The sequence below is a fragment of the Shewanella sp. UCD-KL21 genome (assembly GCF_001957135.1).
Taxonomy (GTDB): domain Bacteria; phylum Pseudomonadota; class Gammaproteobacteria; order Enterobacterales; family Shewanellaceae; genus Shewanella.
In genome coordinates this window covers 23,098-46,547 of the sequence record NZ_MPHK01000028.1, presented here as the reverse complement: position 1 = coordinate 46,547, position 23,450 = coordinate 23,098, and the positions used below count along the sequence as shown (strand labels likewise).

Below are 23,450 nucleotides of genomic sequence, written 5' to 3'. Positions count from 1 at the left end.
AAGCGCGTTACCGCCCATACTTTCCGCCATTCATTTGCAACATCTTTATTACTCAAAGGGCATGACATTCGTACCATCCAAGAGTTATTGGGACACAGTGATGTCAAAACAACCGAGATATATACCCATGTGATTGGTGGCCATCATACTGGGGTCATAAGCCCTCTTGATAGTCTTTAAGGCATACTACAAGACAAGTTACTAGGGCCTTATCTTTTGCTTTCCGCATTAGTAAATATAAGGCAAGCACAGAAAAAAAAAGTTCGAATGAGTAATTGCTCTAAATGATAAAGGGGCAWAAAYAAGCTAGGTAWGYTCTAAAATAGTGGCCAGTTTTCATTAACCATTACAATACGAGCCCGTAAACAAATAATAAATTGAAAAGGATTTTGCAGAAATAAAACGTACTTCCTCATAATTCCTCCAAGCTGTTTCTAGTTAATAAGGACAACACATCCGCATTAACGAGAAAAATCATGAACCAACATAAGCAGTTTACTCAAAAGACGAATAAGTTAGCTCTTCTGCTAGAAAAGCTCACAGCAGTGGTGAACTCAGAAGCACTGTATCAGGACATTAGTATTTATGAGGATGATATAGAGCTGGAAATACTTAACTTTCAAATTAAGCAGCACTTGAGTCGTCAAGGGGTGCAAGAATCGGACATTAAACTGGCAACTGATTTTGTTAATCAGTACATAAACAATAAGTAGTTTCCCAGTGAGGTTCTTAGTTAATGACGAGGACATAAACACTAGGAATTACTATGAACAAGTCAGAAACACAGCTAATTAGAGTCTATAAACGTCAATCAAAAAGTCCATGGGATGATCACAGCACAGTATTGCTGTTGGCAGACCACCAACTTGAGAACGATGAGATTCAACTGAGCTTTAATAACTACATTTATTTACATCGAAATGTAGCAGGCCAAAATATTGGCATCAGTATCAGCAAATCGCTGCTTGAAGAGCATGCTGAACTTGATAGTCAATATCTGATAGGTATTGATGCATATATGATGCTATTGATTTACATCGACGATATTGCCGCTTTTTGTGAACGGTTCAGAAATGAATTTATGAGTATTTTTGGGGTAAATCCGCATTATTACTTCGAAACAGCTGAGCAATGTTGGTCTGATTTGATTATTGCTGCTGACGCACTGTAATCGCCATCTAGCGAACCCTTTGGGTTCGCTTTCTTATGCCTTAAGTTTTGGCTAAACCCTCAATGCGGCTTATTAAGCAACTGGACAAAAGCGAGTTAGTTAATTTGTTTAATAGTGAAATCGTCCAAATTAATTTTCGATGAAAAGAGTGCGTTCAACTACAAATCAATGGCCAAGTTCGCTATACACTACATTAAGCTTTGCGGTGCCTTTCCAAATAACCGTTAGCATCATCAACCTTGCACTTTAGCTCTGCTAGTCTTTCATTAAACCACATATATTCATTTAGGTAGGGTAGATACTCTTTCTTCAACAGCTCGACACACCAAGGCAAATCATACAGCTTGTAAAGGGAAGCTAAATCATGAAAAAAAGTGTGATACCCCATTTTATAGAGCATCTTAATTGTTGCTGTAACTATATGATGTCCAATACCATATGAACCAACAAACGAGGTTATTTCAAAATCATCACGCTTTGAAGCACTAAAAATTTCTTTCTTAACCTTCTTAAATATTTCAAAAATAAATGTTTCATGCCGAGCATCATAGATTGAAAAAAGTTCTAAAATTTCATTCTCAGAAAGAAGTTCAATCAACCGACTTATTGCATTTCGTTCTTTCAACATATCATCCATTACGGTACATACATCTATCTCCTCAAGACTGTAATCACCCTCAGAATTATAATAATCTTTGAATGAATCTAATGACCAAAATTCAAAAACTACATTACAAAAAGTCATAAATGAATCAATGGTTAGATATTCGAATCCTACTTCTTTTCTTACAATGCTACTCAGATATTGATTTGAGCCAACAATGTTTAATAACTCCCCATATTCTCTATTAGACATAGGGTAGCTAGCCTTAACAGCATCACGATATTCATGCAGTTTAATTTCACCATTTAGTGACAAGGAATTGATAAGCATACATACATTGATGATATCAAAGTAGGATAAGGAATTAGTTTGCTTCGTCCAGCCGTACTCGTATTTAACTTCTTGGATGAGTGATTCTAAAAAATCAAATATCTCAACTAATGGCTCAAATCTATGCTTTAAAATCACAAAGTTAATCAGTGGAGTGTTAGCCAAATGTACCTGACTATCGTTACTGGCAGGGTAACGAAAAGTTTGACCTGTCGGGTCTATATTAGCGATATCATCAACATAACTATCAAGAATCGAAATAACCTCATCAAACCGACTATCTATAATGGGAGCATATTCTTTAATAAGTACCCAAAGACTATTAATATTGTGAGTTATTACTTGGTCAATCTTAGGGAAAATCTCCAAATATCCCTTTAAAGCTGGCTCAGCATCAAATTTAGCCTCTCTATACACTGTAAGTCTATGAGTCCGTTTGGTTGATAACAGTTCTAAATCAGTCCAGAACTTTTTTAATCTAAGCTCAACCGAGTGCCTCATATTAAAACAAACAGGATAAACAAGATAATCTACAGAGTGTTTAAACTCTTGACTCTTTAGAGCAGTTTTAATGAGCAAAAGAGATGCATTAGCATACCCTTTAGCATAATCGGTATTGGATCTCGGCTTTCCTTCTGGCGCAAAGCTGCCATTAAAACCAACCGTAGCATTTAACCTGCTAATGGCTCCGCTAGAAAATGTGTTGTTCTCATATCGTTCTTTCATTTACTACCAACGACCTCTCTAGCTATATTAATCTGAAACTGAGACTAAATATGGAAATAGATTGTCAGCCTACTTTCGGTTGAAATTTGCTTTTGCTTCCGTCAAAAATTTCTCATTTTCAGTAACCCGCTTAACTATCTCACGAACAGCTAATGGCGAGAAGATGTGCTTATCGGCAATGGATTGGTAATAGTGATAATCGTTGTTGTCTATTTTCCACTTGAGTTTCTGTAGGCAGGATTGGAAACAATTGCGGTTAAAACTAGGTTTACCACCCTTTTTTGCAACAAGGCAGCGATTCAACTTTGTTTCATCAAAATTCCCTTCCAACTCAGCTATAATATCTTTGATTGCTTTATCTTGAGTTAAAGGATGCGACTCTTCAGGGTTAACTGTTTTGTTGATAATTAGGGCATTTTTTAGATTCTGTAAATCTTCTTTATTCCCGCTTGCATTGGCAATAATCGTTTGCCCATCCTTGGCATACACTAGAGAGACGTTAATGGGTATTGCAAACTCAATGTCGTTAGAGTTTTTAATATCCTCTTCAGCGGCCATAGCCAGCTCCAGAATGTCGTCTGCCGCTAAGCCATAATTTGTTTTGAGAACAGAAGCAGGAGGGAGTTTGAAATCGCCTACCAAAGAAAGCATGCCGCTATGTTGCGCATGAAGGAAGGGGGTGTCACTAAACTGCTCAAACTTTGCCGAGTAGTTCAAGACTCCCGACTGGAATATTCTAGACGCTAAGCCTTGTAATTCTGGCATCAGCAGATGAACAGCGTTGTCCCTCCAGCCTGTTATTATCTCAATATTCTTTCTAATTGAATCGTTACCTTTAAATAGCCGTTCCAAAGCAACTCTTAAGGATATTGTCTCTCTAATGCCTTTTCTTGAGGGAGGCTTATAAATGCTGTCTTCACCATCTATTTCAATTAGCATAGCCTTTATCAACTGCTCCCAAGACATTGAGAACAGCACAACGAAACCATCCAGTTTATTTTCCAATGATGGTCTGTTGTAAAGCTCAAGAGCTAACATCATGTTGTCACGAGACTTCTTGAGCAAAGCTTTAGCAAGGCTAGATTTACATTTATGCCCTAGTTCTTGATAATGTTTACTTTGCGACAACCTTTTTTTGAACTCAACAAACTTGATATCAAGGGTATTTACAGCTTCAAATTCATCATCTGCTAATTTAACCACAAACTGCGTTATTTGCCCTTTCCCAAAGTAGGTTTTAAAGGTATCAGGCTTCCAATTAGTGGCTCTAATTACTTCAGCTTTATTAAACTTTTTTGCTGACTTTTGCTTATCTCGTAGAAATTCGAAGAAATTTTCCTGAGCTGTATTTTTACCCACATTTACATCCTTGTTTACATAAATAATTGAAGCCTTCATCTTTTACGCTGAAGGCTTTTTTGCTAATAGATATTATGCAGCTAACCGCTCTTGTAGACGAAGGCTTTCATAATAGTCTTCAGCCAAAGCCGTCATTTTAAACTCTGTATCCATACCACTAAGATTGTCAACGGCCTCTTTTATAGAGTTTAGGTCTACCTGAAAAAATTCTTTTCTCAGATTTACTGCATTGACACGCTGTGAGGTAAATTCACGATGAAGAGCCGCCTCAAGCGCTGGAGCATCTTCAGCATATATCATTGCATGAACATCAAATGTAAAAGGTACACTCGCCCCCCCTAGCTCTTTGACACGATCCATCGGCTCCAAACGCCTTGTGAGACCAATCTTGTAAACGTCCTCCCCAAATGATCCGATATTGCTAATAACATATACGTACCCCTTTCGAGTCTGTTCCGCCATACTTTTAGCTCGTTCTCCCCTAGTCTCAGCCTCAAGCAATTGTCGCTCAAGCTCTGCTATACGTTGTTCAGCGATAAATCTTTCGCTTTCTGAAGCACCCATCAATTCTTCTCGTGCTTTCTCTAACATATTCCTATAAATTTTTTCTTCTTTTTCGGATTCTGCAATTGCACGTTCATATTCTTTGATTGCGCGCTGCTCCTCTCTAATTCGTTCTTTAATGAGATTTTGCTCAGCTATTTCTTCCTGCTTTTTCAATGTATATTGATATTGAAGCTTGCACTCTTCAAATTTCAATTCCACATAATTTATATTAAAACCACATTCAAGTGTCGCAGCAGACTTCTCAAGAGTGTTCGCTAGCTTTTCTATACGTTCCAAAGTTCGCCCAAAGCTGCTTGGGCTAACTTTCCCAATAAGGAAATCACACTCAGTATTGAAAGCAGTTAACATTAGCTTCACTTGACCGTCTAAGATTTTTCGATTGAACGCTTTATCTTTTGAAATAACCGTCACCTCTGGATAAGTTACCGCATCTTTTCCTTTAATCATTTCTTTCTGCTGAAGCCTGACATCCTTAATTTCCTCAGCAAACCTAATAGAGGTTTCATAGAGATAATCTGGCATTTCAAAATGGCCAAATGACGTATACTCATCCAAGCGAGAATATAAATCCAACATAGCCATCAACTCTTTTCTATCTTCGCCAAGTTTAGATATATTTAGCTTAAGATTTTTTTCAATAACCTCGAGCTTGGCAGTATTTGATGTATGCAATTGAACATTCTCAAACATCCGCCTTTCATTTACCTTCAGCTTTTGTAGTTCAGCAGTCTCAATTCGTACATGTTCAAGCTCTTTGCTATCGGCCTCTAACTCATTTCGAACAAACTCTAATTCGTCTTCTATTTGAGCTAAAGCTTCATCAAGACTCTCATATTCATCTAATTTTGCATTAACACTACTTTTAAATTCGTCCAGCTCTTCATTGACCCTATTTTTGTGTTCGTTCAATTCTTTATTGAAGTGGACTTTAGCGATTAAATAGCTAACAACTATGGCTAAAAGAGCAATAGCTACAACTATTAATATGTTGTTATCCATATGACTACCTTAGTACAGCATTGACAAATTGTTTACGTAAGGCTGCTCTTTCAGAGCACCTCTCAGCATATTCTTCTTGGGCATCAATAAGAGAATCTTTGAACTGTTGCTTTGCTTGAGCAGTATTTAACTTTTCCGCTTGCCTAGCTTGGCTAACCCGATCTTTTTCCTGTCGTAATACATCTCGCTCACGCTCCCTTAATTGCTTTTGATACTCTCTCTCAGCTTTAGCCTCTTCTCTAGCTATTGCTTTTTGCCTACGTTCAGCTTCTCTAGCAGCTTGCTTTCCAGCCTTATCAATAGCTTTAGCTACTTTAATTACAGCTCTTAAACCACCACCTCTTCTTGCCACAGCCCCTCCCCATTAATGCCTTTAGTAAAAAATATATATAAGCATAATTACCTATTCAATTTCTACCTTTCAAGTAGCAAAATCAACCATTTAAATATAAAAAACATTGATTAAACTGGCTGACTTAACTTGACCTTTAAGACATCAAGTTCAATGAGTGTACTATCCAATGAAAATTAGCCACCGTTATAGGGCATGTATAGCTTATTTATGGGCAAAAGTGGGCTAAGCCCCCTGACCCATTCAAGGACAGAAAACTTCTAAGCAAGTGGCCCAATTCACCCAACTACTACAAGATTAATATTCTGGTATCCAGAACTGAATTAACCCAAGCATGCACTACATTCCATAATTATCCCATTGAGCACCTAGTTATTAGCGAGGACAATAACTAGGAGTCAATTATGGACCAATCTCAAGTATTTCGTTTATACCCTAAATCTAGCAACCGTATCACTGAAAACTACTCTCTATTACTACTGGCAAATGTTGACAGTGATAATGGAACTGCAAAATTATGGTTTGAACGATACATTTATCTACATTTAGATAAAGAAGGGCACATGCTTGGCATCAGTATTAGTGAATCGCTCTTATATAAGCACGCCAATTCAGGCGTTCAATACTTAACAGGAGTGGATATGATAAAAATAATACTAATGTATAAAGATGAGATTACTGCCTTTTGTGAGATGTACAGCCTTGAGTTTCAGACAATGTTCGGCTTATGCCCGACAGATTATTTTGAATTCGCAGCGCCACTTTGGGCAGAATACGTTAATGCATTAAATTAATGTCATTAGCAACCAACTCGCGGACCTGTATAGGTTCGCTTTTTTTAGGGGGAAGAATTCTAAAAAACATCAAAGTAGACTATAAATTGTCCTCCTTTTAAGTCATGAGGTGTATTGCATACGACTTAAACGACTAACCATAAAATCACGTCAACAAAAATCATGCTCATTGCATGATTTTTTACTTCAACTACCAAAATTATCCATAGTTGTTTGTATGTATATATAAGGCCCTACAACTACAGCAAAAAAGCCATAAAAACTGAAAATGCCTCGTCTCGAAGCCTAGCTATTGTTAGCTCACCATGCGGAAATCTGAGAACATATCGGTATAAGAGCTATATCGTTATAAAATTTTTTCAACTAAAGATGTTTAAAATATTTGGGGTGTTAGGACCGCAACAATAGCGGGAAAAAGGCATAGCGCCTTTTTTTCCGTTTGGGCGCCAAAGTAAAATGGCGTAGGTGAACCATCGTATTGTGGTTTATTGATGTGACTTAACACAGATGTGATGCTAGAAGCCTTCGTTTTAAAGGCACCTTTCGGCGCCTTTCTTGATATTATTGATAGAAAATCTTTTCTAATTCACTGCAAAAAACCGTTCTGTAAATCATTCTGCTTTGTAATAACTCGACGTCGGATTCTGTTAGTAATGGCTGGCGGGTCTTTTTATCGATTCTGGTACTCATCTCATTAAACAGTTGCTCATGTAATCGTTTTATATCGCTGAATATCTGCTGTGATTGCGAGAACAACATCACTTTATCGTAATAGCCATGATTGAGGCCGTGCAGCCATTTCAATAGAATAGTTTGCCTTGCCGCCTTACTCTTAAATGAATGCTCCATTTCAATCGCTGTAACGCTGCCAGACACTTCCAGCACAATACCGTCGACGTTTCTCACATCATAAGACTTAAATAGCCTTTTAAACTCCGGCTCAGTCACTACAGAGTGCCAAAACACATTGTCTTCACCATCCTTACTTTTATTATGTACGCCTCGTAGCTGGATATACTGCATCATCAAATCATGCATCACGGTATTCAAGTTAACTCTTAATGACGGGTTATCGCCTGAGCGAAAATACACGGCCACTGACAGTAACTCCTCAGCATATTTAGCCCCTGCATAATCGAGCACATAGACGCGATTATCTAAGGATCGATGAGTGATGACCATATTGACTAACTTCTCCTTCATGAGCTTGTTTAAATGCTCTAAGGCTTGTCGTTGAGAAATACCGTAAAGCCAGGCAATAATCGTCGGAGACGTCACCCCAAATCGGGCGACTATTTTGATGGTGAGTTCCCTTCGAGCTTTGCCCGTTTGATTATTGTTAGCGCCGCAGAAATAACGCATATGAATAAACAGATAAGGCTGAAACTTTTCAGCCTTATCCCCTGCCTCATAAACGCTTACGTTAATTGCATTCTGTAACGCTTGATGTGTGTGCATAGTGATATCCGTATTCTTTGAATTATTGATATCAATAAGTAGTGTCAGGCACTGCAAATTATCACCACATGTCTCGTAATTCATGCCGTTAAACTGATTTATTCCTGTCGGGATGAAAATAGCGATGAACATCGCTACCAAGCCAGGCCTTGCCTGATGAGCAACTTGCTTTGCAAATCACTCATATGTCATGAAGCGCCCGCCCACTCTGATGACTCGTCATCATCGCTGGCTTACGAACTCCGTTCTAGCACTTCAAGACATAAGCCGCGCATGCACCGAGCTACGCTCTGTACTAACCGCATTTCTGCCGCTGCCGATAGAGGGATGTGTTCCACATTTGTCCCCTCCGTCGCCGCTTAGCTTTTCTACCGAAAAGACTTGGGGTTTAGCCATGAATTTGTCCCAAATTAACGCCTAAATTTTGCTAGGGCAAAACTAAAATACGGTTAGTACAGACCAGCTGTACATGCGCGTGCTCCTTTGGGCGCTGACTTCGTCAACGCCCAAATACGCGCTTTGAAAGCTTGTTATCACAAGCCGTTTTGTCGCAAAAAATCGTGCCGACTTTTGCTGTTTAATGCCGAATTCTATCGAATAAAAGCGTACGAACAATGAGAAGTAATTAATTTTTTTGTGCGAAAAAGTGAAGATAATAGAAAAGGAAATAAGCAGAATTTAACAAACTTTTTGTTGCTGAGCGTTGCAGTCAAACAAGTTTGCTTTTTAGCATTTTTTCATTAACTTGTATAGAGAACTAAAAATAAAATCGATGAAAAAGGATAACTCATGACTAAATTAAACAGTGCTCAACCCATTGTAAATATCGACGGCACACCGATGATTTCAGGCTCACAAGTAGATATTAATGGTAATCCATACGGCGTAACCGAAACGACAACGAATCTCGGTTTTGATGACTCATTCTCATCCTGTGACTCTAGCTTTGAAAGTAGTTTTGATAGCAGCTTTGATTCTAGTTTCGACAATGATTTTGATAGTGGATTTTAATCATATGTCAGAACAATTATTAGCGAAACTAACACCCTATATTTTCATGTTGGTCGTCTCAATCATTTGTGGCTACCTGTATTTCACACTCAATAACAGCATCTACCTTGTACCGATAGTTGTTATGCATTTGAAATTTCAATGGGGTTTATATGTCTATGACAAAAAATACGATGAGCTAGTCAGTCCACCAAGCTGTTGGACTAAGTGCCAATATGTGTTTTTTAAATTTATCTAAACAATGGAGACATGAGATGGAATTTATCGTACCACTAGTTTTACTGATTGTTGGCTGTATATTTCTCGCACGCAGAGCATTAGCAGCGCATAGAGATGAAGCAAATAAAGATAAGGTAAATAAAAATAACAACAATAATTAAAACAGTTGGTAACAGATAGAAGGGTGACACTTTGATTTAAGTTAAATACTGAATTTAATATCACACCTTCTACAAAATCGATCCTTTCTGTAAACAGATCTTCTTGAGCCAATCACACATCAGCATTGAATTTAGTAAAAAACACGGCTGTTCTCAGCAATGAAAAGACATCCATATATAGGCAATGTAAAAATATTTTTTATTTTTTATTTTTTTTATTTTCACTTTATATCCACATGAAACTTAAAGTCTAAATTTCAACACGTTACAACTTAAAAGCAAAAAATATTTATTAGAATTCGGGCATAATCTTTTTTTATGGATTACGACAACAACTGAAATACTAGCTTCAACTTCAGCACCGTCAGTAATTGAAAAGGAGAAAAAATGTCACTACTAACTACAGAAGAACTTCAGAAACTCTCAGGTTTAACACAAGCAGCAGCCCAAGTTAAATGGCTTAAACGTCAAGGCATCAAGCATTACGTTCGGAATGATGGACGGCCATCTGTTACTTGGAAATTTGTAAACACACCTCACGAATCTGGGGTTCACAGTCAAAATAAAACCCTTCAACCAAATTTTGGAGCCATAAATGCGTAAACCTAAAATCTCTGGCTTGCCACCATCTGTTTATGTACATAAGCGTTCAGGAGTGCCTGAGAGCTTCATACTTAAACGACTTAACTCAACAAAGGTGCTATGTAAAATAACAGCAACACCAGCTGAAGTATGGGAGGCCTACGAACGCGAACTGCAAACCACGAGTTTAGACTACACCGTCAGTCGCCTAGCAATTGATTATTTAGGCAGCCAGAACTTTAATGACCTTGCAGCAAGAACGCAGAAAGACCGCAAAATAGAGATTAACAATTTGGTGAAAGTATTTGGTGAAATGAAACCTGATAATGTTGAGCCACGCCATCTACGTCAATATATGGATTCACGTGGGGAAAATAGTAAAACACAAGCAAATCATGAATTATCTGCAGCCAGTGTAGTGTTTGCTTGGGGCTACGAGCGTGGACGATGCAAAACAAATCCGGCCAAAGGAATTAAAAAATTTAAAATAAAGCCCCGTGACAGATACATCACCGATACTGAATACAATGCGCTAATGGCATGTACAGAAGCGCGCCTACGTATCGCCATCGAGATAAGTTACCTATGTGCAGCAAGACAAGGCGACGTACTTCAGCTCACTTGGGAGCAAATATATGACGATGGAATTTTTATTCAGCAAGGAAAAACAGGTAAAAAACAGATAAAAGAATGGTCTAACAGACTAAGAGCAGTAATTGATGAAGCAAAGCTATTGCACAAAGAGTTTGCCAGTACCTATGTCATCAATAAAAACAATGGTGGGAATCTTACTGCAGAAGGGTTACGTAGTGCATGGAAGCGAGCAATGCTAAAAATGGAACAAGATTACCCAAATATCGAACGTACGTTTACATTTCATGATATTAAAGCTAAAGGTATCTCTGACTTTGAAGGTACATTGTCACAAAAACAACAATTCTCAGGTCACAAGACTATGGCGCAATTGAACACATATGACCGCAAAGTGACTGTAGTGCCGACAATTGGCAGCAGTACGAAGTGAATATAAATTCGAAAATGAAAGTTTCATTTTCTACGCTATATTCTACAGAATTGAAAACGGCTCGCATATTTCTATGCAAGCCGTTGTTTTATTTGGCAGGGGTAGCAAGACTCGAACTCGCAACCATCGGTTTTGGAGACCGCTTAAAGACCAAATGCTGTTAATCGACATAAATTGAACACCATCAACATCAATCAACTTTTCCTTTTAAAACATAATGATAACCCAAACAAAATAGAGTTATAGAAATATCCAATTTACACCATTTAATGACTACTTGGTCACCACGAGTCATATTTTGGTCACCACATTTAGTGTAAAAAATATACTAGATAAATTTAACAAAGCTACATATCTACTTCGATGCGACCAAATAGTTAAAATTCAATAACTACTTTAACCATTCGAGACCAGAGTTACTAACCTTGCTTTCGGACATTTATTACTATCCCTATTCACTGTTGGAGCTGCATACTTTGCAGCCAAAAAACTAACCTCTGTTCCAACCTTCACATCCCGGCCATTCCACTCAATGATATCTTCAGCTTTAAAATAAAAATCGCCACTAGATGTCTCAATGAATCCACAATTTTTATTACCAAGCCAACTCCTAATCTTTCCATTAGTTATTTCACAACCTTCTTGTACATTGGAAGTTAAAGAAATAAAGCAGCGATCATTGCTTTCATTCACTACCTCAAACAAATGTTCGCAACCTTTAATTAACCTTTTCAAACTAGTGTAATGATAAGTTCTAGGGTCAAAAGAAGAGTCTAAACTTTTCAACATACTCCCTAAATCCCCTAAATACACAGGCTCGTTAGTATCAGCACAACGGTGAAATGCATTCAGCAATAAAGTATCTAAATCACTTTTATCTATGCTTTCCTGAGTTGACAATAAATTTTTCGATAAAACAAAATTATGACAAGCCTTACGAAAACGTTCAGGGGTATTTTCACGACCAATAGCCATCACATGTAACCCATACTCTCTCACTCTTTGGGCAAGGCTATAAAAACCACCATCGCTTGACACTATGCATACTGCATTTATACGGCTATTCTTTCCAATTAGCTCGATAGCATCCATCACTAATGCATGGTCTGCGGCGTCTTTTCCATAATGAAATTGCTGTTTAGGGCTTGAAGCTGTTTTATGAAGCAAACTTTGCCAACTTTTCTGATTAGGCATTGTCCAGTCCGCGTAAATCCACTTGATAGCAACTGTTCCATACCTCTCTACTTCATTAAGCATTGACTCATATTGATTCTGTGAAGCATTCTCTGCATCAACTAAAACTGCAAAAGTTAAGTCCGACATATAAACCTCCCTGTTTACTTTGTATTAGATGGTGTGTGTTGCGCAGATAGGTAGCGATGAGAAAAAGCATCAAAATTAAAATCAATTTGTGCGAAAGCAACTTCAACACCAACATCTAATATGGGCAAACTTTGGACATGCCCCCCTCCACTAGTCGTATTTTGGTAAAAGCAGCCTTCAGGGTTAATCATAAGATAAGACTGCCACATTGCATCGTTATCCTCTTCAACGATAAATTTAGACAACGATTGATGTCGAGTTACATAGGCATAGTATTGTTCGTCGGTGATAGTGCAGTTTTGATCTTGTACTGGAAGAACTCTTAGCAGTTTCCATTTATCTGGCTGAATCTGTTCAATTGCACCCAACAAGTTTTCACGCCAATTAAACGCATTAACAACGGTATTAACCTTTACTTTTCCTTGGGGGTTTAACATACGAAAATCATGACAAGTTTCGATCAATTTTTCAGGGGAAAACCAATCTCCCGTCCTATCTATTCGTCCTATGGATGACGCTAAAAGATAGTCGCCAGTATCAAAGCTAATACCTAACATATCAATGTGAGGAGCTATTTTATGAAGCATATGAGTATTTAAGAAATGACCATTTGTAATAATAGAAGTGTTAAAACCAAGAGATTTAGCATAAACAAGAGCATCAATGAATCGTCGCCCCAACATGAGTGGCTCACCTCCTGCAAAGTTGATTCTCACAGTATAATATTCTAGCTTTTGGTTTAATGGGTTTTCAGATAAGAAATGAGCCGCTAATTGGCCAAGTAGATCATTCACTTTTAAATTGTCGTGATGTAATTCAGATGAATTAACGTTGTCTTCCCAAGAAGCATAACAATAACCGCAGCTATAATTGCACGCCTCAGTCATATGGAAGTTGATAACGAGCTCTTGAACTTTAGTATGTGACATCTTTGAATCTCCGTTTGTTGTGAACAAACTCAGATTCACTTAGTGCACTGCACTAACAAGTAAAAATCTAATATTTTTACATTTTTTTCATTTGGTCGAGTAAGTCGTCAAATTCATTAGCTTGTTGTAATTCAATCTCGATTGATTGTTTAAGAGCTTTTATTCCTAATACTGAATCATCTAGATACTCACATAATTGCTTAGCCTTAATAAAATCCCTCTGAAGATAAGCCATTAATATTGAATCTGTCGAGGTTAGCGTTGAAGAATTAATCAATAGCGCATGTAAAATGCCAGTATTATCTCCTAGTGCGACCTGAGGGAGTGTAGAAAACGGGTTGGGCAATCTTGTTTTATAAAGATCCACATCTGAAGCAAAAGTATCAATGAATATCTGAACTTGATTACTTTGTAATGCTATTCCAGAGATATTATTATTTCCGCACAAAAGTTTTTCAATAGTCTTAGAGCACTCATTTCTGTAGCCCCTATCATCAAAAATTCGCTTAACTACTTGTGTGTCAGAAAATATCGCATCCAAAAGAAGAGCATTATGCAGAACGTCCAATTGGCTTAAATCTTTTATGTATACTTTCGCTCGTTGGACCCCTTCCTCTCTCACTGTTTGGATCAGTTGATTTCGAACAAAAGAATTAGCTTTATTCTTTAAAAAAATACTTTCCGTCGCGACACTAATTCCAAATAATTTATAAATAGCATCAGGCACAGTGATTCCACTAACCATTACAATAAACCTTCTCTAATAAAACCGAAGAGCTTGTACCGACTTGCATAGCATTGGAGCCAAAAGAAATGCTGGCTAGTGCTTCGGCCATCGGATACCAGTTAGTTTGTTTATAGCCACTGTAACGACAAGAGGAATTCTGCTTTATGTATTGCTGAAGAACACCTATACAATACCCAGCTCTAAGCGCTTCAGATGTCGATGTACTAATTGATGCTAATAATCTCTTTTCATCCCGCTTTTGAAAAATAGTAACGGCTTCCTGACAAGCCTGGACTAAGATCTCTGCATCATCGCCAAACAGAGAGTTTTTAGCTTGCAGTGGAGTCGTATAAAAAAGGAATACAATCGTTGTAATTAAAAAGCTATGTTTAAATACCATTTGGTTTTAGCTCCGTGTTTGAATCACTTTCGATATCCGTTTCCTCAGGAGTACCAACTGCAGCAAAGTTTTCGTCATCAGTAATACCTACCTGACGCTGAGTTTCAGTAGGGACTAACCCATAGAGCGTTACAATCAAAACTACTGAATTAAAGAGGAGAATCCAGTCATTGCTGTTTTCAAAATATGCAAAAGTAAGGTTGCCCTGTTCTTGTAAAAGGAAGTAGAAAAAGCAATATTCTATAAAGCCCAAAAACAAACTAGCTAAAGTCAGTAAAATGCATATTTTTTTTGTTGCAGCCCAATAACTTTCTCCGCAATCTCGAGTTTTCTTAACAAAACGCCAAAGGGCACCAAAGAAGAGAGCAATTAATGAAATTTCTAATAAATCAAGATCAGCTAGCCCTTCACTGTACTCAAAAAATGAAAATGGAAATAAAACTATGGATGTCATACCGATTAAGGCAATAAAAGCATAACCAACCATATGAATTAGCCACGCTACTACACGGGTAAAAAATAAATCCACTTTCGAAAAAAATGTCATTTCATCATCCTTGTTTGATACTTATATCACTGAAATATAATGTTTTATAATTCTAAACAAGACCCTGAGTTCCGTCTATAAATTATTTTGATATTCGAATAAAAATAAAGTGCATTCATACCTAAACTCCCTACCATTGCTTTTACAACTCAAGTAACAAAAATCACTGAAATAATGTCTGTAAATTTTTAAGTTTATAGATATAAATCCAACATAATTTAAAGCTAAAACCTTAAAAATAACAATTTACTTATGTGGTACTAAATAAGTCCACTTTTCACTAAAAAATCATAAGCTCATGATAACAAAGGAAATAAATAACAAAACACCTTGACTTTAATTCATGTTCTAAGCAATCTATTAAATGTCGGTTCATAAAATAATGAGGCTTTGATGACTAATTTTTTATCCAATAAGAACAGGAAAAAAATTTCCAAAATCAAGATTCATTCTGCTGCTATTCCAGCATTTGATTTTGTTAAATCTCTGCAATTCCTATTTTCTGACGCCATTAGAAAAGACTTGTTCAATGTAAAGCTGTTGAGCGAGGGTATTATCCTTCGAGCCAAGCTTGTTGAAACTGAACTTCAAATTTTTTCTGGCTTTGAATCAACCATATTTGATTTGTACAATCTAGACCTGTCTACACTTACCATAATCACCGATAAAGATATTTCTGACGAAGGCATTGCACTTTTTGCCTGGAAGGGGGTGATATCTAATACTCTATTAAATTCAATTTCAAGTGAGCATTTGGATCTAGTCCAGTCAAATATCAAAAACAAGATTCCTGCTGAAGTTGCCAACCAATTTTATGGCCAGCAACATCTAACTCAGCAGTTGCTAGCTAACATGACTGGTAAAACTAAAGATACGATTGCGAAGCAAAAGTCTCGTCACAATGCTTCTCATGCAGAAAAACATATTTCTATTTTTGAGCAGTTGATTAATGAGGATAGTGATAATGAGCTCTGACCTTTCAAGATTTGATACAGAAACAATTAAGCATGCTGTAAATAATGCATTCCCTGAAGAGTTAATTGATTATCATGCCACCATCGCCGTTGAGATAATTAACCTAACGAGGGTCTTAAGTCATCAATATCAAAGAGAATTCCCTGAATTAACGGCGATAAAATCATTAGCTAAAATTAAAATAACAAATCCATTTACGTCTACTGAAATACATAAACAAAGCCTCACATCTTTATACCGGGAATTGACCAGCAAAAAGCAATTAGAACAATATTATTTCACAGCTTTTATATCCAGTGTCATGCTCTCCCCTTCGCAAGACCAAAAGCAGTTTGAACAATATAAGGCTATTACACTCTTTGTTTGTGCAAAACTATACATGATGGGACGTCATGAGTCGGCTATCAAATCTGTTTGCAATGAAATAAGACAGTGGTCTTTAGGTAAAAGAAATGAGCTATCTAATAACCTTCCCGATGTCATTACTATCGAAATGATAAAATTGCTTGAAGCTCTCGACTCCAAACGCAAAGAAAAACTTGAATACAGCAATAAATCTAGAATTGGACGACAAATTTCCAATATATACGTCCCTTACAATGATTGCCATACTGGTAGTGAAGGTATTTTACGTAAGACCACACTTCGAGATCCTGGAGCTACACCCACAAGACTTATTGCCACGCCAGTTGAAAATGAAGACGGGGATATTATAACTGAAATCAAACAGGTCAAAGTTAGTAATGAAGGGTGGGCACTTGAAGAAGCTGCATCAGATCAGAAGAAGTCCCTTCTTATATCAATGAAAAAGCCAAGTAAAAATGGTTATGCTGTACAAAAATTAATGGCCCAAGCAACAAGCAATAGATTACTAAAAACCAAAATGCGACTCCCTTGTGATATTTATCAAGCCACGAATTTTGAAATTAGTACATTACTGAAATACTGTATGGACCACACTATAGTTTGTGAAAAAACACGATCCTTTATTTTAGCATCTTTGACCTTAGGTACATCATTGCAACATATTAGCCAACGAGATTACAACCTCTCAAAAAACACTCTGGAATTTGAACATATACTACCAACCCAATCTCAACGTAAACGCATAATTAAATTAATATCCCCGATTCAAACGCTACTTGTTATTCAATTACCAAACGACATCAAAACTCATTTATTGAATGATTTAGAGCAATCAACATTAGATAAAATATCCAATCTACTAAAGCACATCAACAAGCAGCATAGAACAAATTTAAGCACACAAAAGATCTCGAATTATTTAGCTCAAAAACTAAAGCAAGAAGCAATTGATCCAACTATTATCGCATTAATTCAAGGCCAAACAGCTGATGAGATCCCAGCACTTTCATATACACACTTAGCAGAACAAACAGTAAACAAAACATACCAGCGTTTTTTAAAGTTCTTAGAGAACTCCTCAATAAAATTTGAATATATATTGAAGTTTGACTATTCAATAGAGCATGAGAAAAACAAAGTGATTGGAAGTCCGCTCGTTATAGGCGATGAAATTCTGGCTAAATTTTTTAACACCATAGAACAAAATATATCCGACATTTCTGATCTTTATTCTCATAGTCGACATAACCTCATCACTTACTATGTACTTTTCACTCTTGCAATATCTTCTGGTTACCGCCCTGTGACTGGCTGGCTTGGAAAAATCACTGATTATAATTTATTAAATCACACCTTATGGATCTCTGATAAAGAAATGCATCAGTCCATATCAGGTAGAGTGATCAAAATCCCTGAGATTGCAGTTAGTATTTTAGAGCACTACAAGCAATACTTGAAAGCTGGGAAAGTTGAATTTATGAACCGAAAAATAGCGCTATCACAACGCTATGATCATGCAATCACTGGCGAGGAGCATTTGTTTTTCTTTATCACTGATAACAAAATAGAAGAGGTAACACCTAAGACAATGACAGATCATTTTGATCGTGTACTCCCTCTACCATTGAATTGGCATCGCCACTATATTAGGTCGTTACTTGTTCGTGAGGAAATAAATCCAGAATTAATCGCAGCTTGGATGGGACACTCTGAGTTAAATGAACCAGCATTTACACGGTTTTGTTCATACTCCATCAATGACTTAAGTATCATTAGCGATTATATAAACAAAAAATTGGCCTCTGTAAATTGTAGGGGTATCAACTTTGTCTAAATCCATTGGTGTAGAGAAACGTAATAAAGACAGAGAGCGTCATAGACGTAATCTAAAAATTAAGGCAGATAAACTTGTTGAAAAACACTTTCCAAGTGGTGCAGCATTTCCCCCCCTTCAGGATTTTAATCTTACATGGGGGCGACTAATTGAGGATTTACCGACTGTATTTACATCAATAAGAGATCTAAAGTCAGGCTTTAATCGATGTAATTCAGTCGTAACTAAACGAGCAGAACCTAACAATATCAACCTAACAATGCCATCTTTTATGGTAACGCAAAAAGCCGAAAAAACGATACACTCTCAGGCATTAATACAAGATGGGTTAGTATTTCAAAAACTCTATAACCGCTGGTTTACAGAGCTATCTTTAAATGGCCATTGCGATAGTATTGCTAAGGCTTATCGGTCTATTATCTTTTCATTTATTTGCCACTCAGGTTGCCTTAATCATCATTTAATAAGAGCCTTATCTGCGCAGTTAAACACCCAGCTCAATATTTCAACTATCGATAATTTACCCTTTATCAGCCTCATAATTGATGAACATGGTTACCATACAAATGTTACAACCGAAGAATGCAAAACAACGGAGATGATCTGGTATTTATCTCCAATAACAATTAGCTGTATTAAGCATTTTCTGCAGCTAAAACAGCATAATCCAAATATTCACTGGCAAGCCCCCTTAGACAATAAAACTATTCATGCTTTGCTTATCGATGAGTATGAGGACAAGGAGCTTCTCCCAACAAACCTAAAAAGGTTGGTAAAGTCAGCAATATCTATTATACAATTTTTGCCTAATGTCAGAATAAATCAAGCAATGCTTGAATATGCAATGGGAAGAAACAAAGCTTATAGTCTACCTAAAGACAATTTAGCGAGGTTAGTTACAACACCTATTGTAACTAACCCAAAACTTAACTTTTATAGTCCAGTTAGAAGCATCGAACCTAAAGGGTTACGCGATACAATACCTACTTTGCCATGTTCAAAATTCTTTCAAATACTGTCCCAGACCTTAAAAGAAACAGGTAATAAAAAACTGACATCAAAATCGTTAAAGCAACATTTAAACACGCTAGAAAGTACACTTGAGATATCAATTGCTCAGGAAGTACTATTAAAATGGTATATCCATAAACTAAAAACATGTAAGCCATCAACCATACGTACCTATCACTCCACCCTATCAAGAAAGTGGCTTTATACAACAGAATCAATTGATTTAACAGACGCTGATGAGCAAGATTTTCAAGACCTATACAATGAACTGATTGAGCTTACCAAAGGCTTAGCAACCAAAACTCAACTTGCTTGTCGCTTGAGTGATTTTCATGCCTTTAGCGTTCAAAACTTTGGATTCCCACTTCTACTTGAGCCCATTAACAAAGGATCGAAATATAAGCATCATACTAACGCTGGTTTTGTTGATGAAACACTATTTAAGGCATTACTGGATACTGTTGATGGAATAAGTGATTTAGACTTTAAAAATAAGGCGACCATAAAAAGTATATTAATTATTTCATATCGGTGCGGATTACGAATTAGCGAAGCCATCAAGCTTAGACTAAAAGATATTGAAAGCTCTCCTGAGCATTGGATCGAAATAAGGAGCAATAACTTTTCTGATAACAAAAGCACTTCATCCCTTCGAAAAGTACCATTCTATGCTTTATTACTTGAACATGAAAAAGAGATTATCGACGAGTCACTAAAAATAGCCCGGCAGGAGCAATCAACAGCACCAGATACTTGCCTAGCCTTTACGATTGGCCAAGATATTAATAAACCAATAGATAAATTTTTGTTATCTAACTTCACCAAAACGGCACTAAGGCAGCTTTCAGGCATTGATAATTTGGTTTTTCACCACTTAAGGCATAGCGCAATATCTCGCTTGCAGTTAATTTTTGAATTAAATGAAGACAGTGCTAAGCACCCAGAAATCGTTCCCTATTCAACCCAACAAATCCATAAGATCATCAATGTATTGGCAGGTAAGACACAACGTAATAAATACTATGCGATTGCTGCATTTGATGGACACTCATCTCCTGAGACCTGTTTTAATCATTACTTCCATTTTTGTGATTTAGTACTGTACTCTAACTTGCTTTCAATGAAGCTAAAGGCAACTAAAAAACAGTTACTTAACTTAAACCTTGGTTCACGCAGAAACTTAAGTAATCAGGCCAAGTTGAGAGGCATGGATTACCATTGGACAGTTTCAAGCTTTCTTGATTTCACTGTAAAAAAAATAAACATTATTCCTATTCAAGCTCCAAAGCCAAAGCAATTAACCACTATTAAACTAGAACCTAAATCTAAATCTAAACTCATTGCTAATATTGATACTTGCTACCTTATTTTAAAACAAATTGAGCAAGGTTTAGACCCTATTGAATTAGCGTTTAAATATCATATTGAATCAAGTGATATCCAAAAATGGCACAAAAATGCTATTAAATTAATGGCAATAACGACTAACTACGACAACCCAAGATTGCAAACCCAAAGTACCGCTTATAGGTTCCTCCCCTCTAAACCTAAATCGGCATCTGAATTAAAGTGGCTTTCATCAATCATCACCAAAGTGAGACAGCAATTTCCAAACGATAAGCACAACATAAAATGGGCTCTCGATTACGGTTTAAATAATAAAAATAGCAGTAAATCTGGTATCTACTTTTCAACGCCTAAAGAGTTAGAACATTTTATTGAAGCATTCTCTTTTGCTATACCTAAAAGTAAGTGGAGAATACAAACTATTTCAATAAATCAAAGCCCTATGCGACAACTATGGGAAAGTGCTTATCGCGGCATTCAAACTCAAACGAGTAAGCTATCATCCCATAAAGGGCGTCAGGGACATGGTGCTGTATGGTTGGAGCTAAGGCATTCTGATGAGAAAAAAATAATGAAAGCAAGGAAGCAGAAAAAGTACTCTTCAAACACCGTTATTTTTCTTATTCATATGATGGGGATAATGATGAAGAGCTACTAATAGAAGAGTTAAAGCATTAGCTGTACTAGCTCCCCCAAGATAATGATACTACGTGTTCCATAACAGTTTTCAGCCCGTCCACCTCTTGATTAAGCGCTAAATCTAAAGGCATCAAGCCATTAAATGGTGCATTGAAGTTCATCATTGTCATAAAGCCATATATGTTGTCATTGTTTGAAAATATTGTTCGTAACCCTGCATGTATATTAAGAATATAACTTACTCTAAATAGCTGTTCTTCATTCAAGTGAACATCTGACATAAAATCAATAGTTGCTAGTTTTAAGCTTAGTAACCGCTCTTTCTGGGTAGTACTACATTGCCACTTGTCTAAAATAAACAGTACGGTCTTCAGTCCTACCAAGTGCACTTTTGGATCATTTAAATACTCATCATTCATAATAGTCTCATTATCTTATCAATCTGAAAGCTATTCGAGTTCTTTTAACGGCACATAGAAATAGTTTTATGATTAATGTTTTCATTAACTTCCGTAAGCAAAATACACCTGTCGATAATGAAGGTGCATTTTGCTTATAAAAGTTAACTCAAGTTAATCATCAAGAGTATTTACAGGTGATAGCCTTTAGACTCTAGCTGCCTTTGCAGTCGCCTCTCCCACCACAATAAATCATTACTTCGTTCTTGATAGTACAATTGATTAATCCATTCAACCAATGCTGACAAATTGTTAGAAGAACTTGGCAAATCTAAAGCACAACTTAGCTCCCTTCCTGTAGGTTGGCAATAAAAACGCTGGCATAAGTAGTGAGCTAAGTTAAGTCGAGTGTCATTATTCATGATGTTTCTCCTGTCAGTTTTTGATTTAAAAATGCTTCAAAGGCACTGCCGTCACGGCGAGTTAAATTAGGCACATAGCGTGAATACACTGTAAAAAGCATATTGGTATTAGCGTGACCCATTTGCTTAGCAATCCACTCTGGTGACTCACCAGATGCTAACCATAAGGTGGCTGCTGTATGTCTAGTTTGATATGGATTTCTGCGCGGGATATTTAAAATATCTAGTGTTGGGTACCAAACACGATAAGACATGTTTTTGTTGTTCATTGGCTTGCCACCAGCGGTTTGAAATACAAAACCATGGCCATCTGACTGCTTATAATGCTGGGTTAAAGACTCATAAACCAACTCATTCATATCAATCTCACGTAATGATGTTTTGGTTTTCACTGGGCCAAGTTTATTTCGAACCCAGGACTGGCGAACGAGTATTTGTCTGCGTTCGAAATCTATATTCTCCCACTGCAAACCATCTATCTCACCGGTTCGAAGGCCGCTGAAAAAGCGTGTTAAGAAATAACAACGAAAGTCCGGTCTAACAAAGTCTAGGAACTTAAAAACTTCATCTAAAGTAAATGGGTGAACAGGCTTACGATTAACTGGTAGTGGCTTGATTGACTTCCAAGGGCTAGTAAAGTCATATCGCTCCGCCGCATCATTCAACACTACACGCAGTGGCGATAATATTTGATTGATGCGTGAAGCTGATAACTCTTTTCCAAACGCACTCCCATCCACTAAATCTGCACGAAACTTTAAAACTTCTGACTTTGTTATCGAATTTATGGCTCGTTCACCAAAGCGAGGCAATATATACAAAGTCAGAATATCTTCAATCGTACGAAGTTGAGATGGACGCCATTCAGCTTTACGCTCAAGCAACCATTGATCAACAAACACTCGAACCAAATCAGAACCAGGCGCCCCACTCCCTTTACCTTCAGCAGCAACTTCATAAGCTGCAAACTTCAGTGCATTTTTACTATTAGGAAAGTGTCGAGAGTACTCAAACTGATTTAACTGAATTTCAGCCTCTATTCGCTTAAGTACGGCGGCAACTCTTTTACGATTTGCAGCTGTATCTTCTAAAGTGGTCATCTCACGACAGCGAACACTCTTAAACCGAAAATCGAGGTATAACTTGTTATTACGCGCATTTACACTACCCATTGC

At 37.0% G+C, this 23,450-nt stretch carries 23 protein-coding genes; 11 read left to right on the top strand and 12 right to left on the bottom strand.

What is annotated here, in order from left to right; translation table 11 throughout:
* The 3 genes from BM739_RS18335 to BM739_RS18325 all read left to right on the top strand — a co-directional run.
* Positions 1 to 180 (top strand): tyrosine-type recombinase/integrase (locus tag BM739_RS18335; RefSeq protein ID WP_175609549.1); only part of this gene is annotated, 180 nt, incomplete at its 5' end.
* Between the two features lie 296 nt (positions 181 to 476).
* The gene (locus BM739_RS18330; RefSeq protein WP_076543086.1) at positions 477 to 713 is read left to right on the top strand and encodes a hypothetical protein; all 237 of its coding nucleotides are present in this window, start codon (positions 477 to 479) and stop codon (positions 711 to 713) included.
* Positions 714 to 766: 53 nt separating this feature from the next.
* Complete coding sequence (locus tag BM739_RS18325) at positions 767 to 1,171, top strand: hypothetical protein (RefSeq protein ID WP_076543085.1); 405 nt, start codon at positions 767 to 769, stop codon at positions 1,169 to 1,171.
* A gap of 193 nt (positions 1,172 to 1,364) precedes the next feature.
* Here BM739_RS18325 and BM739_RS18320 read toward each other — a convergent pair whose 3' ends face one another.
* The 4 genes from BM739_RS18320 to BM739_RS18305 all read right to left on the bottom strand — a co-directional run bounded on the left by BM739_RS18320 (position 1,365) and on the right by BM739_RS18305 (position 6,108).
* On the bottom strand, positions 1,365 to 2,831 hold the full coding sequence (locus BM739_RS18320; protein WP_076543084.1) for a hypothetical protein: 1,467 nt from the start codon (positions 2,829 to 2,831) through the stop codon (positions 1,365 to 1,367).
* A gap of 69 nt (positions 2,832 to 2,900) precedes the next feature.
* Positions 2,901 to 4,190: a DUF3644 domain-containing protein gene (locus BM739_RS18315; RefSeq protein WP_076543083.1), complete on the bottom strand. Its 1,290-nt coding sequence runs from the start codon at positions 4,188 to 4,190 to the stop codon at positions 2,901 to 2,903.
* Positions 4,191 to 4,262: 72 nt separating this feature from the next.
* Positions 4,263 to 5,756 carry a DUF4041 domain-containing protein gene (locus BM739_RS18310; RefSeq protein ID WP_076543082.1) on the bottom strand — a complete coding sequence of 498 codons (1,494 nt, stop codon included), beginning with the start codon at positions 5,754 to 5,756 and terminating at the stop codon, positions 4,263 to 4,265.
* 4 nt (positions 5,757 to 5,760) lie between these two features.
* Entirely contained in the window at positions 5,761 to 6,108 is a 348-nt protein-coding gene (locus BM739_RS18305) for a hypothetical protein (protein ID WP_076543081.1), read from the bottom strand.
* A 404-nt stretch (positions 6,109 to 6,512) separates the two neighbouring features.
* Between BM739_RS18305 and BM739_RS18300 the strand changes: the two genes are divergently transcribed.
* Positions 6,513 to 6,902: a hypothetical protein gene (locus BM739_RS18300; RefSeq protein ID WP_076543080.1), complete on the top strand. Its 390-nt coding sequence runs from the start codon at positions 6,513 to 6,515 to the stop codon at positions 6,900 to 6,902.
* 561 nt (positions 6,903 to 7,463) lie between these two features.
* On the opposite strand, the gene BM739_RS18295 is transcribed toward BM739_RS18300, so the two are convergent.
* Positions 7,464 to 8,360 carry a hypothetical protein gene (locus tag BM739_RS18295; RefSeq protein WP_254843585.1) on the bottom strand — a complete coding sequence of 299 codons (897 nt, stop codon included), beginning with the start codon at positions 8,358 to 8,360 and terminating at the stop codon, positions 7,464 to 7,466.
* A 789-nt stretch (positions 8,361 to 9,149) separates the two neighbouring features.
* Here BM739_RS18295 and BM739_RS18290 point away from each other — a divergent pair.
* From BM739_RS18290 to BM739_RS18280, 4 genes are all read left to right on the top strand, one after another.
* Positions 9,150 to 9,371: a hypothetical protein gene (locus BM739_RS18290; RefSeq protein ID WP_076543079.1), complete on the top strand. Its 222-nt coding sequence runs from the start codon at positions 9,150 to 9,152 to the stop codon at positions 9,369 to 9,371.
* Between the two features lie 254 nt (positions 9,372 to 9,625).
* Positions 9,626 to 9,751 (top strand): hypothetical protein, encoded by a 126-nt coding sequence (locus BM739_RS20675; RefSeq protein WP_303046104.1) that lies wholly within the window; start codon positions 9,626 to 9,628, stop codon positions 9,749 to 9,751.
* 387 nt (positions 9,752 to 10,138) lie between these two features.
* The gene (locus BM739_RS18285; protein WP_076543078.1) at positions 10,139 to 10,354 is read left to right on the top strand and encodes a DUF4224 domain-containing protein; all 216 of its coding nucleotides are present in this window, start codon (positions 10,139 to 10,141) and stop codon (positions 10,352 to 10,354) included.
* Positions 10,347 to 11,357 (top strand): tyrosine-type recombinase/integrase, encoded by a 1,011-nt coding sequence (locus BM739_RS18280; protein ID WP_076543077.1) that lies wholly within the window; start codon positions 10,347 to 10,349, stop codon positions 11,355 to 11,357. The genes BM739_RS18285 and BM739_RS18280 overlap by 8 nt, the downstream gene beginning before the upstream one ends.
* 396 nt (positions 11,358 to 11,753) lie before the next feature.
* Here the strand turns inward: BM739_RS18280 and BM739_RS18275 are convergent, their stop codons facing one another.
* The 5 genes from BM739_RS18275 to BM739_RS18255 all read right to left on the bottom strand — a co-directional run bounded on the left by BM739_RS18275 (position 11,754) and on the right by BM739_RS18255 (position 15,283).
* Positions 11,754 to 12,680 (bottom strand): NYN domain-containing protein, encoded by a 927-nt coding sequence (locus BM739_RS18275; protein ID WP_076543076.1) that lies wholly within the window; start codon positions 12,678 to 12,680, stop codon positions 11,754 to 11,756.
* A 14-nt stretch (positions 12,681 to 12,694) separates the two neighbouring features.
* Positions 12,695 to 13,609 carry a viperin family antiviral radical SAM protein gene (locus tag BM739_RS18270; RefSeq protein WP_076543075.1) on the bottom strand — a complete coding sequence of 305 codons (915 nt, stop codon included), beginning with the start codon at positions 13,607 to 13,609 and terminating at the stop codon, positions 12,695 to 12,697.
* 76 nt (positions 13,610 to 13,685) lie between these two features.
* Positions 13,686 to 14,336, bottom strand: a complete 651-nt coding sequence (locus BM739_RS18265; RefSeq protein ID WP_139326914.1) for a hypothetical protein — start codon at positions 14,334 to 14,336, stop codon at positions 13,686 to 13,688.
* Positions 14,337 to 14,346: 10 nt separating this feature from the next.
* Complete coding sequence (locus BM739_RS18260; RefSeq protein ID WP_076543073.1) at positions 14,347 to 14,736, bottom strand: hypothetical protein; 390 nt, start codon at positions 14,734 to 14,736, stop codon at positions 14,347 to 14,349.
* The gene (locus tag BM739_RS18255; RefSeq protein WP_076543072.1) at positions 14,726 to 15,283 is read right to left on the bottom strand and encodes a hypothetical protein; all 558 of its coding nucleotides are present in this window, start codon (positions 15,281 to 15,283) and stop codon (positions 14,726 to 14,728) included. Before BM739_RS18255 ends, BM739_RS18260 begins: the two co-directional genes overlap by 11 nt.
* 393 nt (positions 15,284 to 15,676) lie before the next feature.
* On the opposite strand from BM739_RS18255, the gene BM739_RS18250 reads away from it, so the two are divergent.
* Genes BM739_RS18250 through BM739_RS18240 form a run of 3 tightly spaced genes read left to right on the top strand, consistent with a single transcriptional unit; the run spans position 15,677 to position 21,474 of the window.
* Positions 15,677 to 16,258 (top strand): hypothetical protein, encoded by a 582-nt coding sequence (locus tag BM739_RS18250; RefSeq protein WP_076543071.1) that lies wholly within the window; start codon positions 15,677 to 15,679, stop codon positions 16,256 to 16,258.
* Positions 16,248 to 18,458, top strand: a complete 2,211-nt coding sequence (locus BM739_RS18245) for a hypothetical protein (protein ID WP_076543070.1) — start codon at positions 16,248 to 16,250, stop codon at positions 18,456 to 18,458. The genes BM739_RS18250 and BM739_RS18245 overlap by 11 nt, the downstream gene beginning before the upstream one ends.
* Positions 18,451 to 21,474, top strand: coding sequence for a site-specific integrase (locus tag BM739_RS18240; RefSeq protein WP_076543069.1), 3,024 nt, complete (start codon positions 18,451 to 18,453; stop codon positions 21,472 to 21,474). Before BM739_RS18245 ends, BM739_RS18240 begins: the two co-directional genes overlap by 8 nt.
* A 25-nt stretch (positions 21,475 to 21,499) precedes the next feature.
* Here the strand turns inward: BM739_RS18240 and BM739_RS18235 are convergent, their stop codons facing one another.
* Together BM739_RS18235 and BM739_RS18230 are read right to left on the bottom strand one after the other, a co-directional pair.
* Positions 21,500 to 21,874, bottom strand: coding sequence for a hypothetical protein (locus tag BM739_RS18235; protein ID WP_076543068.1), 375 nt, complete (start codon positions 21,872 to 21,874; stop codon positions 21,500 to 21,502).
* A gap of 397 nt (positions 21,875 to 22,271) precedes the next feature.
* Positions 22,272 to 23,447 (bottom strand): DUF3596 domain-containing protein, encoded by a 1,176-nt coding sequence (locus BM739_RS18230; RefSeq protein ID WP_076543067.1) that lies wholly within the window; start codon positions 23,445 to 23,447, stop codon positions 22,272 to 22,274.
* Positions 23,448 to 23,450: the final 3 nt, after the last annotated feature.

What these genes read in the sequence shown, in the direction of transcription:
- BM739_RS18330 (WP_076543086.1), top strand. Translation starts at nt 477, where the DNA reads ATGAACCAACATAAGCAGTTTACTCAAAAGACGAATAAGTTAGCTCTT.
- BM739_RS18325 (WP_076543085.1), top strand. Translation starts at nt 767, where the DNA reads ATGAACAAGTCAGAAACACAGCTAATTAGAGTCTATAAACGTCAATCA.
- BM739_RS18320 (WP_076543084.1), bottom strand. Translation starts at nt 2,831, where the DNA reads ATGAAAGAACGATATGAGAACAACACATTTTCTAGCGGAGCCATTAGC.
- BM739_RS18310 (WP_076543082.1), bottom strand. Translation starts at nt 5,756, where the DNA reads ATGGATAACAACATATTAATAGTTGTAGCTATTGCTCTTTTAGCCATA.
- BM739_RS18300 (WP_076543080.1), top strand. Translation starts at nt 6,513, where the DNA reads ATGGACCAATCTCAAGTATTTCGTTTATACCCTAAATCTAGCAACCGT.
- BM739_RS18295 (WP_254843585.1), bottom strand. Translation starts at nt 8,360, where the DNA reads ATGCACACACATCAAGCGTTACAGAATGCAATTAACGTAAGCGTTTAT.
- BM739_RS18290 (WP_076543079.1), top strand. Translation starts at nt 9,150, where the DNA reads ATGACTAAATTAAACAGTGCTCAACCCATTGTAAATATCGACGGCACA.
- BM739_RS20675 (WP_303046104.1), top strand. Translation starts at nt 9,626, where the DNA reads ATGGAATTTATCGTACCACTAGTTTTACTGATTGTTGGCTGTATATTT.
- BM739_RS18285 (WP_076543078.1), top strand. Translation starts at nt 10,139, where the DNA reads ATGTCACTACTAACTACAGAAGAACTTCAGAAACTCTCAGGTTTAACA.
- BM739_RS18280 (WP_076543077.1), top strand. Translation starts at nt 10,347, where the DNA reads ATGCGTAAACCTAAAATCTCTGGCTTGCCACCATCTGTTTATGTACAT.
- BM739_RS18275 (WP_076543076.1), bottom strand. Translation starts at nt 12,680, where the DNA reads ATGTCGGACTTAACTTTTGCAGTTTTAGTTGATGCAGAGAATGCTTCA.
- BM739_RS18270 (WP_076543075.1), bottom strand. Translation starts at nt 13,609, where the DNA reads ATGTCACATACTAAAGTTCAAGAGCTCGTTATCAACTTCCATATGACT.
- BM739_RS18260 (WP_076543073.1), bottom strand. Translation starts at nt 14,736, where the DNA reads ATGGTATTTAAACATAGCTTTTTAATTACAACGATTGTATTCCTTTTT.
- BM739_RS18255 (WP_076543072.1), bottom strand. Translation starts at nt 15,283, where the DNA reads ATGACATTTTTTTCGAAAGTGGATTTATTTTTTACCCGTGTAGTAGCG.
- BM739_RS18250 (WP_076543071.1), top strand. Translation starts at nt 15,677, where the DNA reads ATGACTAATTTTTTATCCAATAAGAACAGGAAAAAAATTTCCAAAATC.
- BM739_RS18245 (WP_076543070.1), top strand. Translation starts at nt 16,248, where the DNA reads ATGAGCTCTGACCTTTCAAGATTTGATACAGAAACAATTAAGCATGCT.
- BM739_RS18235 (WP_076543068.1), bottom strand. Translation starts at nt 21,874, where the DNA reads ATGAATGATGAGTATTTAAATGATCCAAAAGTGCACTTGGTAGGACTG.
- BM739_RS18230 (WP_076543067.1), bottom strand. Translation starts at nt 23,447, where the DNA reads ATGGGTAGTGTAAATGCGCGTAATAACAAGTTATACCTCGATTTTCGG.